The following is a 12369-nucleotide window of genomic DNA, read 5'->3' as shown; positions in this document are numbered from 1 at the left end:
TTGAAGTCAAAGCGCGCATTCTTATTCTTACAAGGGGTCTGCTCGCCCTTCTATCAACGTTTAGCACGTCGTTTGACAGAGGACGGGCACCGCGTCGTAAAGGTTAACTTCAACGCTGGCGATATTGCTTACTGGCAACGTACCCACAGTGAAAACTACCTGTTTCGTGAATCATTAAGTGAACTGCCTGACTACATAGCATCGCTCTGGCAGCGCCATGCGATTACCGACCAGGTCATGTTCGGTGACCGCCGCCCTATCCACCGGCCCGCGGTAGAGAACGCCCCTGCGGCAGGGGTACGCACCCACGTGTTTGAAGAGGGCTACTTTCGCCCATTTTGGGTAACGCTTGAGCGCGACGGCGTAAATGGTCACTCGCTCTTACCCCGCGACCCCAGCTGGTTTTATGAAACGGGTAAGGCGCTACCCCAGTTACCCCCACCGGTGCGTTTTAGGTCTTCATTTAAGATCCGCGCCATGCACGATGTCAGTTATCACTTGGCGGGGTTAGCCAACCCATTGGTGGCACCGCACTACCGGAACCATGCACCGATTACTGCGCCGGTTGAATACGCAGGCTATATCAAACGCTTTGCGCTATTAAGGAAGTGGAAAAAGCAGGATGCCCAACGCATAAAAACCTTGATTGAAAGCGCCAAGCCCTACTTTATGCTGCCGCTTCAGCTCAATACCGATGCCCAAATTCGTGACCACTCACCCTATGCCAATATGCAAGAAGTGATAGATCATGTGATGGGCTCGTTTGCCGAACATGCACCAAGCGATGCCCTGCTTTGCATCAAGAATCACCCACTGGATATGGGGCTGGTCAATTACACCAGGATTATTGAACAGCTTGCCCAGTTTTACGGCTTGCCAGGTCGTATCGTCTATTTGGAGTCCGGCAACCTGGAGTTGCTAATTAAACATGCAGTGGGCACCGTGACGGTTAACAGCACTGTCGGCTTTGTTTCTTTGGAAAAACAGTGCCCTACGTTTGCGCTAAGCGACCCCATTTACAATCTTGCCGGGCTTACCTATGAAGGTAGCCTCGACGAGTTTTGGAATCGGCCGCCGCCGCCAAGCCAAGCGCTGTTCACCTATTTTCGTAATACGGTGATGCATAGCGTTCAAGTGAACGGCGGTTTTTACTGCCAGCCAAGCATTGACCTGGCCGTTAACAATGCAGCGCACATACTGGAAGCCTGCCCGTCGCCGTTGGAGAAACTACTTTGAGTACCGCTCCAAACCTCACCACACCTGAGCGCTGCGTGCTGATTACGGGAGCAACCGGCGCTATAGGTGGTGCCTTGGCACGCGCCTATGCCGCTCCACGTACTCACCTGGTGCTGCATGGCAGGCAACAAGACGCACTATCCCACCTGGCGGATGCTTGCCAAGCGCTGGGCGCTCAGGTGACAACCAGCTCAGTTAACCTGGTCGATGAAGAAGCACTCAAGCAGTGGCTTCATACACTGCGTAAAGAACACCTGCCTGATATTGTGATCGCCACCGCTGGCAAGAACGCCCATCCCCAACCAAACGGGGCATTGGAGCCCTGGGACGATGTTCAAGCGCTTCTGGATATCAATCTGAAAACACCCATCGCCATGGCCCAGCATTTGGTGCCTGCCATGCAAAAACGAGGCAGCGGGCAGTTAGTGTTGATTAGCTCGCTCGCCGCTTGGCACGGCCTGCCTACCACGCCCACTTACAGCGCCAGCAAAGCAGGGATTAAGGCTTATGGGGAAGGCTTACGCGGGCTGCTGGCCCCTCATGGTGTGGGGGTAACGGTCGTAATGCCGGGTTATGTAACCTCGCCCATGTGCAATGCCATGCCAGGCCCCAAGCCTTTTGAATGGCCACCAGAACGAGCTGCCAATGTGATTAAGCGGGGCATTGATGCAAACCGGGCTCGTATCAGCTTTCCGTTCCCACTCAATTTTGGCACCTGGTGGCTGGCCGTACTTCCGGCCGCTATTTCACAATGGCTAATCAAACGCCTGGGCTTTAATCATACTGACCATTCAGGGAGCGATTGATATGACAGCCTCGCTGCCCTTTGCGCTTTTTTGGCCATTGCTGGTTGGAGGGATGGGGACGATCATCTTCGAAGCCCTCCTTAACCCTCGCCCTCAGCCGCTTTGGCGGCGTGGCCTGGCGGCCAACTGCGTCCATGTAGGCAGCTGGCTATTGCTATTTGGCGCGTTTATTCTGGTGCTTCAGCGGCCCTGGTTTGCGGTGGTGTTTATTCTGGCGCTTCAGTTGGTGGTCGTTCAATCCAGTAATACAAAATTTCGCACACTCTGTGAGCCGTTCATCTGCCACGATTTTGAGTACTTTTGGGATGCCATCCTCCACCCCCGCCTTTATGTGCCCTTTTTTGGGACCGGCCTTGCCATAGCCGCCATTGGCGCGGGAGCCGCAGCCATCGGAGCGTTTCTGTACTGGGAACCTTCGCTCGTATCTCAGTGGGGCGGGCAACGCTTTATCACTCTCTGCGGCTTACTCATCGCAATAGGTGCGCCGCTTATCGCCTTGGGCTGGCGGGCACTCGCTCCCACCACATTGAACCCGGTAGATGACATAAATCGTTTGGGATTATTTGCAAGCCTATGGGCCTATGGCATCGCCCTTATGCGCTCATCTCCTCCCGCGCCTGAACAATCCCCGTTTTATCTGTTAACCCAAAAGATTGAAGCCAGTCGCCTCACCGCAACATCGAACGTACGTCCTAATGTCGTACTGGTGCAAAGCGAATCCTTTTTCGACCCACGCCCCTGGCACCCTGACATTAGTGACAGCTTATTAAAGAATTTTGATGCTACGCGCTTACAAGCGCAGCTGCATGGCGAGCTGAAGGTGCCCGCATGGGGTGCTAATACCGTGCGTACCGAATGTGCAGTACTTACCGGACTTTCACCGGCCGCGTGGGGCCCGCGCCAATTTAACCCCTATCGCACGCTGTCGCGCCACCCACTGCCAAGCCTGGCCAGTGCGTTTAAGGCAGCGGGGTACCGTACGGTATGCGTTCACCCCTACCCTGCCAGCTTTTATATGCGCCATAAAGTGATCCCCCCGTTAGGGTTCGACCAGTTTATCGATCTCACTGGTTTTGAGAGTAGCGACAAGCAAGGCCAGTACATCGGCGACCTGGCCGTTGCACGAAAGGTTGGACGCCTGCTTGAAGATAGCGATAATGGGCCTCTTTTTATATTTGTGATTACCATGGAAAACCATGGGCCGTTGCACCTGGAAGCACCTCACCAGGAAAGCCTTGCGGCTGCACTGCCCACAGCGCCTTGGCCGCTACCTGCACATTTACACGATTTAGCCGTGTACTTGCGCCATCTAGGCGAGGCCGACAAAATGTTGGCTAGCGTTAAAAGCACGCTGGATGAACATAAGCGGCCAGGATTGCTGGGCTGGTATGGTGATCATGTACCTATATTGCCCGAAGCGTATGAGCACTTCTCGTTACCGGCTGGCACTACGCCGTACATGATATGGTCGACGCAGACTAAAGAGTGGTCGAACGACTTTATGCCCGAACAGCATGACACGTGCGCGTTAACCGCCAGTGAACTTGGCGTCCAGCTATTTAAACAAGCGTTTGGACACGATATAAGTAGCGATGTGATCAAGGCAGAACCAGAACCTCAGGAGCAAGAATGACTAGACGCGTTGCCATTATCGGCGCCGCCCATCGTTTCCCCGGCACCACCCCTGAAACGTTCTGGCAGGACCTGCAAGCCGAAAAAGATCTGGTCACCCAAGTGGCCTCTGACCGCTGGAGCCATGAGGCTTTTTTGCACCCCGACAAGCGCCACCCAGGCACCAGCGTTACCTTTGCGGCAGGAAGCCTTGGCGACATCAGCGGGTTTGATGCCGAGTTTTTTGGTATTTCGCCCCGCGAAGCGGCCAATATGGACCCACAGCAGCGCATGCTGCTGGAGCTCGCCTGGGAAACCATCGAAAGCGCCGGCATCGTCCCCGGCAGCTTACGCGGCAGTCAGTGCGGTGTGTTCCTGGGGGTCGCCAGCCTTGACTACTCGTATCGCATGGCGGATGACATGGCGGCCATTGATGCGTCAACCGCGACGGGTAACACGTCAAGCATTGCTTCCAACCGTCTCTCTTACGTGTTTGACCTACATGGCCCAAGCATGTCGCTGGATACCGCCTGTTCGTCATCCATGGTGGCGTTTCATCAAGCCTGCCAATCCATTCGCAGCGGTGAAACGACCATGGCGCTGGCGGGGGGTATCAGCCTTCATCTGCACCCTTATGGGTTCATTATATTCTCCAAGGCGAGCATGCTCTCGCCAACGGGCCGCTGCCAGGTGTTTGATGAATCAGGCGATGGCTACGTGCGCTCTGAAGGCGCGGGGCTTTTCCTGCTCAAGGATTACGACCAGGCGATTGCTGACGGCGACAATATTCTCGCAGTGGTCGCTGGCTCGGCGGTGAATACCGATGGCCATAAATCAGGCATTACGGTACCTAACCCCAGCGCACAGATTGACCTAATGCGCCGCGCCTACGAACAGGCAGGCATCAGCCCCGACGAGATCGACTATCTGGAAGCCCATGGCACGGGCACCGCCGTTGGCGACCCAATAGAAACCCGTGCTATTGGTGAAGCCCTGGGCAAGTATCGCCAGGCCCCCCTGCCGATTGGCTCTATAAAAAGTAACGTCGGCCATTTGGAAACGGCGTCAGGGGTCGCGGGGATTGCCAAAGCGCTTTATAGCCTGCAACACCGTGAAGTGCCTGCGACCATCGGCATTCGCAAGCTTAATTCACGCATCAAATTTGATGAATGGAACCTGCATGTCGTTACCAAAGCGCAGCCTCTTAAAAAAGAGGGGCGCCTGGTCATCGGGATTAACTCGTTTGGCTTTGGCGGCGCCAATGCCCACGTTATTTTAGAAAGCGCACCGGAAAAACCGGCAGCAGCTGGCCACACATCCGCTCATACACTGCCCATCCGGCTAAGTGCTAAAAGCCAGGACGCACTTACGGATAGCGCTCACTTATTAGCAGAGCACCTCATAGAAGGCAGTGACGCCTTCTACAATGTTGCCCATACACTGTTTAACCACCGTGAACAGCACACCTTTGGCGCACTTTGCTTTGCACAAACGCCAGAAGAAGCCGCAGCGGCGCTGAGCCAATTTGCCAAGGGCGAAGACACCCCGCATGTGATCACGCTGGAACGACTGCCCAATGCGCGTGGCCCGGTATTTGTTTATGACGGCAATGGCTGCCAGTGGGAAACCATGGGCCGTGAACTGCTCAATACAGCCCCCGTGTTTGCCGATGCTATTGACCGCGTGGACAGCCTATTTCAGCAGCACGGCGATTTCTCGCTACGTGCTGAGCTTGAGGGGCAGAACGGAGAGAACCGCTTCGAGCTTACCGAAATCGCTCAGCCAGCCCTGTTTGCTCTACAGGTCGCGCTAACAGAATGGCTAAAAGCGCAGGGCATCATGCCTACCGCTGTGTTTGGGCATAGTGTCGGGGAAGTCGCTGCCGCCTGGGCTGCAGGCGCACTCAGTCTTGAAGACGCCGTCAAGGTCATTTATTTCCGCAGCTTTTATCAAGGCAAAACCCGTGGCAAGGGCGAAATGAGCGCCGTCGCCATGAGCGCCGAAGACATAGCGCCATGGCTTGCCAAGCCAGAATTTGACCAGGTTTGCCTCGCGGGTATTAACAGCCCTAAAGGCATCACGCTGGCAGGTAACCGCGATCAACTGGCCGAGCTTGAAGCCGCGTTAAGTGAACAAGGCACTTTCGCTAAGCGCCTACCGCTGGACTACGCCTTCCATAGCCCCGCCATGGATAGCATCCAGCAGGGGGTTATTGATGCCCTGGCCGACATTACCCCTTGCAAAACACAGCTGCCCTACTACTCAACGGTTACCGGTGAACTTAGCCTGGGCACTGAGCTTGACGCCACGTATTGGTGGAAAAACATCCGCGAACCGGTCCTGTTTGATAACGCAGCCACCGCGCTGATACAACAGGGTTATAACGTATTTGTAGAAGTTGGCGCGCATCCCATTTTGCGCCGCTACCTCAATGAAACACTACGCCAGCAAGAGCGTAAAGGGCTGGCAATTGGCACCATTGAGCGGCACAAGCCTGGTCTTGAACAACTGCTGCAAAGCGTTGGCCAGTTACTGTTGAGCGGGCTTTCATTTGATATGCGTCATGCCTTCCCCGTGGAAGGCCAACGTACCTTACTGCCCCGCTACCCATGGCAACGCACGCGGCACTGGGTCAACAGCACACAAGACAGTCAAGGACTGCTTTCACGCTATTACCAGCATCCTCTACTGGGCTATCCTCTGGCGCAGCAAGAGCACACTTGGGAAAGCCAGTTGGACATTAAGCGTCAGCCTTGGCTTGCTGATCACGTGGTGGGTGAAGGCGCGGTGTTCCCCGGTGCCGGGTTTGTTGAGCTAACCCTGGCCGCCGCATTACAGCAAAAAGATACCCCACTTTTGGATATCGAAGAGCTGGAAATTCGTGCCCCCCTCCTGCTGGATGGACCTAATGGTCGTGCTCTGCGCTTAGCGCTCAATTCGGAAGATGGCCGCATCGCCATTCACTCCCGTGAACCAGCCAATGGTCACGAATGGCAGTTAAACGCGGTAGCGCGCAATATGCACGAAAGCCGTGGCTTTCTGCTCAACCGTCGGGCACCTAAACTGCCTTCGCGCGCACCGGACTACACGCTAACGGAACACCTGCAAATGGCCGAGCGCATCGGCCTGCACTATGGGCCTGCCTTCCAGGCAATTAGCCACGGATGGATCGAAGATAACGCCGTCATCGGCGCCATCGATTTATCCAGTAACGTGCAGGCACAGCTAGCGACGCTTCACCTTCATCCCGGCATTCTGGATAGCGCCTTCCAGATGTTTATCCCTTTGCTAGCGCAGCACAGCGAATTTGCCGCACAGCTTGCGTTTGTGCCTGTTCGGGTTGGTCGTATACAGGTCAACCTCGAAGCGGGTGTGCCGGTACTGGCTCGCGCCGTGATGGGCAAACGCGCGCCCCACTCGTTTACCGCAGATTTTGAGCTGTACGATGCGAATGGAAACGCCGTGGCCGTGCTGAGCCAAACACGCTTCAAGGCGATTCGTTTGAACCGCGCGCATCATCAGTCGTTTAGCTATCTGGATATTGAGCTTACGCCAGCGCCGCTTGACGCCAAGCCACTGCCCTTGGCGGCCGATGCCCTAAACCGTTTGGCACAACTAAGCGGCCACTACGCGTCATATACCGGTCAACGCTACGCCCAGGAAGTCGCTCCGTTACTCGATAGCCTAAGCGAAGCATTTACCCAGCATGGCTATGCCATTGAAGGTGACGAGGAAGCACTGGCGCCCGAGGCTATCTGGCAACTGCTGGTGCAGGATTACCCCGACTATTTTGCACCGATTCACCTGGTGGGCCGCTTGGGCTTGCACCGTGATGCACTACTCAACGGTACGACATCGCTTGAGACACTGGGCATTACCACTGAGCTAATGGCAAGGCTAAATCGTGTACTGATCGGCGAATGCGGTTGGCAAGCGCTTGCCACTGAGCTTGGTAGTTTGATCGAAGCCTCACTTTCCCTATTGGGCCAAGGCGAGCGCCTGCAGCTGCTTGAAGCGGGCCCCTGCGCGCCCGCGCTGGGCCAGCGTCTGCTGGAACAGCTAGCCAATGCAGGCCAGGCAGGCAATCACCACTACCGAGTGGTTACGACGCATGACAGCGCACGTCACCAGGCAGAACAGCTGCAAGAGCGCTACCCGCTTATTGATGTGCAGTCTCTGGATGATGCACCACACACGTTAGCAAACGCAGAAAAAGCCCAGCTCGCCTTCATCAGTACCGATGCCACCCAACCTGCTCGCACGCGCCAGTTGATTGAGGCCTTACCTACCCAGTTGGCTCCTGGCGCCCACCTTATGGTGATGGGTATAGCCCCCAGCCAGTGGCTAGACGACGTGCTGGCAACGCCAGGCATCGACCAGACGGCGCTGGAACACAGCACACTAAGCGATTGGCTAAGTGCCCAAGGCTTTATTGTTTCAGCCCCTATCGAGCTTGAAGAAAGCGCGGCGGGCGCTTACCTGCTGCATGCCCAGCTGCCTCTGACATCCGTCAATTCTCAGGCGGATGAAAGCCTAGCCAACACGCCTTGTCAGTTAATCATAACCGACCCGACCAACGAGGCGCTTGCGGCGCGCTTGGCTAAAGCACTTACCGCTCACCAAGCCAAGGTGCGGGTTGAGCAAAGCGACGACGCACCCGATGCGCTATTGCAAAATGCACTCGGCGAATGGGGCGAGGCTGCTCAAACGTTGAATGTGGTTGACCTACGCGACCTGGGCGGTAGCGACACCGCCGTGCAAACCTTGCGTTGTTATCGTGCCCAGCAGTGGAGCCTGGCGCTGGAAGCGGCCAAACTCACCTCGGCAACGCTATGGCTTACCACTCAAGGTGTTAGCCTGCTTTGGGACACTCAGCAAGCACACGACAACGTACCCGATGATGCAGCACTTTGGGGCTTTGGCCGCTCGCTTGCCAATGAAGCCGTGGGTCATACGGCCAGCTTGCTGGATATCCCCTATGAGGTTAGTGATGCAGCGTTAAGTACATGGGCTGCATCGCTGACTATCGCGGACCGCGAAAACGAAGTCGTCATCAATGCAGGCGGTGAACGCTTTGCCACCCGCTTGCGCACCTTGCCTGCACCAGCACCTCAACAAACCGTTAGTACGCCTGCCCGTCAAGCAATGACCCTCGGCTTTGCGCTACCCGGGCAGCTGCGCCAGTTACAGTGGCGCCCACGAGCGTTACCTGCGCTTAAGGCCGATGAGGTTGAGGTCAAGGTAAAAGCTACCGGGCTTAACTTCCGTGACGTGATGTACACGCTCGGCCTGCTTTCTGACGAAGCGATCGAGAACGGCTTTGCGGGGCCCACGCTGGGCCTTGAGTTCTCTGGTGAAGTTATTGCCGTGGGCGACAACGTTACTCACGTAGCCCCAGGGCAAGCCATCGTCGGCTTTGGGCCAGCCAGTTTTAGTGACCGGCTGATTGCCAGTCAGCACGCGATAGCGCCTCTTCCAGAAGGCGTGAGTTACGCCGCCGCTGCCACTATCCCGACCACGTTTTTTACCGTGTATTACGCGCTTAAACACTTGGCACGCCTGGAGCCAGGTGAAAAAGTCTTGATTCATGGCGCAGCCGGTGGTGTCGGTATTGCCGCGCTGCAAATTGCCCAATGGCTTGGCGCGGAAATTTACGCCACGGTGGGCTCGGAAGAGAAGCGCGACTTTTTACGACTAATGGGCGTGGAGCACCTTTATGATTCCCGCTCGCTCACCTTTGCCGAAGAAATTCTTGAAGACACTCAGGGCGAAGGTGTCGATATCGTACTGAACTCACTTGCCGGGGAAGCCATCAACCAAAACCTGCGCGCCCTGCGCCCCTTTGGTCGATTCCTGGAACTGGGTAAACGCGATTTCTACGAGAATACCCACATTGGCCTGCGTCCTTTCCGCAATAACTTAAGCTATTTCGGTATCGACTCTGATCAGCTAATGAAAGTACAGCCTGCGCTGACCCAGCGGTTGTTCGGGGAAATGATGGCGCTGTTTAACGACGGCACCCTCAGCCCGCTACCGTTTACCGCGTTCAGCCATAGCCAGGTCATCGATGCTTTCCGCTATATGCAGCAAGCGCGCCAGATCGGCAAAGTCGTCGTTACCTATGAGCAGCCTATTGCGCCGCCCAGAAACGAAGCGCTGGGCCGTGAAACGCTGAGCCTATCAAACGATGGCAGCTACTTGGTGACCGGCGGCTTGGGCGGGTTCGGCCTTAAAACCGCCCAATGGCTGGTAAGCAAAGGCGCTCGCCAACTGATTCTGCTTAGCCGCAGCGGCCCGGCCAGCGAAGAAGCACAAGCTGCTATTGCGGATTTTAATGCTCAGGGCGTACAGGTAATGGCAGCAGCCTGCGACATTACCAACCGCGATGCACTGGCCAACGTGTTAGCACGCGCCAAGGATGAGCTGGGCCCGCTGCGCGGTATCGTGCATGCCGCCACGGTGATAGATGACAGCTTGATTCGTAACCTGGACGCCGAACGCATTCAAAAGGTGCTAGCGCCCAAAATAGAGGGTGCTCGCCACTTGGATGCGCTAACGCGTAATGAGCACTTGGACTTCTTTATCCTCTACTCGTCAGCGACCACGCTATTTGGCAACCCAGGTCAGGCCAATTACGTGGCCGCCAACCATTGGCTCGAAGCGTTTACCGCTAATCGTCGTGCCGCCGGTCTTCCTGCAACCTGTGTACGCTGGGGTGCCATTGAAGATGTCGGCTTCCTGGCGCGCAACACGCGCACGCGTGACGCGCTGCAAGAGCGTTTAGGCGGTTCTGCCCTTCGCTCAGATGATGCGCTTAACGTGCTTGAGCAGATGCTGGTATCACCCGGCCCCAGCCTTGGCGTACTGGAGCTTGAATGGGGCGCGCTCGCCCGCTTCTTGCCGACCGCCAATGCGCCACGCTTTAACGAGATTGCCCGTGCCAGCGATGACGACAGCAGCAACGATACCGATGACGATATCAGCGCTCTGCTTGCCGAGCTTTCACCGGAAGAGCTGCATAGTACGGTCACAGAGCTGCTTCGAGCAGAGCTTGCCAGCATCCTGTTAATTGAAGAGGAAAAGATTGACGTTAATCGCTCGGTCTACGACATGGGCTTTGACTCGCTGATGGGGGTCGAGCTGATGACAGCAATCGAGAACCGCTTGGGTGTTCAGGTGCCGGTAATGATACTTAGCGAAGCCTCAACGCTTAACAAGCTGGCGGGTGTGCTGATTCAAAAGCTCCATCAGCATGACGACGATGTTGAAGAAGCACCGCAAGATGCGTTAGCCTCTCTGGCCGCTCGCCACGGGGCAGGCGGGCTCACCGAGCCAGCATCAACATCATCGACAACCGAGACACCATGACCGCTAAGCGCTCTGATTTAAAACGGCAGCTGTTGGAACAAGCACGTAAACGTACTACGCCACGTACGATGCCACGCGCAACGTCCAACGCTGCCGCCCCTTCACAGGGCAACGACTCAAGCAATCCGGTGCCCGAGCGCTTTACGCGGTTTGATGCCCACCCAGGCTACCAGCAGCTTGCCATGCTGCGCCAGGGTGCTGAACAGTTGGGGTTAAAAGACCCCTTCTTTAAGGTGCATGAAGGCATTGCCGGAGCAACCAGCGTTATTCAGGGGCAACCGTGCATTAACTTCGCCAGCTACAATTACCTTGGCTACTCGGGTGACCCGCGCGTTAACCAAGCCGCTTGCGAGGCGGTGACGCGTTACGGCAGCTCCGTATCGGCCAGCCGAGTCGTTTCTGGTGAGCGCCCTATTCACCGGGAGCTGGAACACGCCATTGCCAAGGCGTACCAGGTCGATGATGCGGTCGCGTTTGTGAGCGGGCATGCCACTAACGTATCAACGCTTGGCTATCTGCTTGGGCCTAAAGACCTCGTGCTACATGACGAGTATATTCACAACAGCTCACTGGTTGGCGCGCAGCTTTCCGGCGCCAAACGCATGTCGTTTTCCCATAACGACCCCGATGCCCTCGATGCCTTGCTTAGCCGCCACCGTCATCAATTTGAACGGGTGATTGTCGTCATCGAAGGGCTTTACAGCATGGATGGCGACATCCCGGACCTGCCTCGCTTTATCGAGCTCAAAAAGCGGCACCAAGTATGGCTGATGGTTGATGAAGCACACTCCTTCGGCGTTATGGGTGATAACGGCTTAGGGCTTCATGAGTACTTTGCCATCGACCCACGTGATGTGGATATCTGGATGGGCACGATGAGCAAAACGCTCTCCGGCTGTGGCGGGTACATTGCGGGCACTAAAGCGCTGGTTGAAACGCTGCGCTACTTTGCGCCCGGTTTCTTGTACAGTGTGGGAATGCCTGCCCAGGTCGCCGCCCCTTCGATCAAAGTGCTAGCGCTTATGCAGCAAGAGCCTGAACGGGTGGAAAAACTTCACTCGATCTCGCGCTACTTCCTGCAGCAAGCCAAAAAACACGGCATGGATACCGGGCACAGCATCGGCGCAGCCGTTGTTCCCATCATTGTGGGCAGTTCACCGTTGGCAGCACACCTCTCTCACACGCTGCTTGAACAGTACCACATCAATGTTCAGCCGATTCTTTACCCAGCCGTACCGGAAAAGAGCGCCCGGCTACGCTTTTTCCTTGCCTATGATCATACTCAGGCACATATCGACCAAACCCTAGAAGCACTCGCTACACTGCTCGCCCAGGCACAGAGCTAACG

General features: G+C 56.1%; 5 protein-coding genes. All 5 read left to right on the top strand.

Annotated elements, in window-relative coordinates:
• The 5 genes from INT20_RS00270 to INT20_RS00250 are packed head-to-tail and all read left to right on the top strand — an operon-like array spanning position 1 to position 12367.
• Complete coding sequence (locus INT20_RS00270; RefSeq protein ID WP_193056247.1) at positions 1–1236, top strand: capsule biosynthesis protein; 1236 nt, start codon at positions 1–3, stop codon at positions 1234–1236.
• Complete coding sequence (locus INT20_RS00265; RefSeq protein WP_193056246.1) at positions 1233–2042, top strand: SDR family NAD(P)-dependent oxidoreductase; 810 nt, start codon at positions 1233–1235, stop codon at positions 2040–2042. Before INT20_RS00270 ends, INT20_RS00265 begins: the two co-directional genes overlap by 4 nt.
• A 1-nt stretch (position 2043) precedes the next feature.
• Positions 2044–3675, top strand: a complete 1632-nt coding sequence (locus INT20_RS00260; RefSeq protein WP_193056245.1) for an LTA synthase family protein — start codon at positions 2044–2046, stop codon at positions 3673–3675.
• Entirely contained in the window at positions 3672–11021 is a 7350-nt protein-coding gene (locus INT20_RS00255; protein WP_193056244.1) for a type I polyketide synthase, read from the top strand. Before INT20_RS00260 ends, INT20_RS00255 begins: the two co-directional genes overlap by 4 nt.
• A complete protein-coding gene (locus INT20_RS00250; protein ID WP_193056243.1) occupies positions 11018–12367 on the top strand; it encodes an aminotransferase class I/II-fold pyridoxal phosphate-dependent enzyme in 1350 nt (449 codons plus the stop codon). Before INT20_RS00255 ends, INT20_RS00250 begins: the two co-directional genes overlap by 4 nt.
• Positions 12368–12369 lie beyond the last annotated feature (2 nt).

It is taken from the genome of Halomonas citrativorans, assembly GCF_014898005.1.
GTDB classification, from domain to species: Bacteria; Pseudomonadota; Gammaproteobacteria; order Pseudomonadales; family Halomonadaceae; genus Vreelandella; species Vreelandella citrativorans.
Note: the sequence above shows the minus strand (reverse complement) of the source record. Positions and strands in the feature narration are given on the sequence as shown.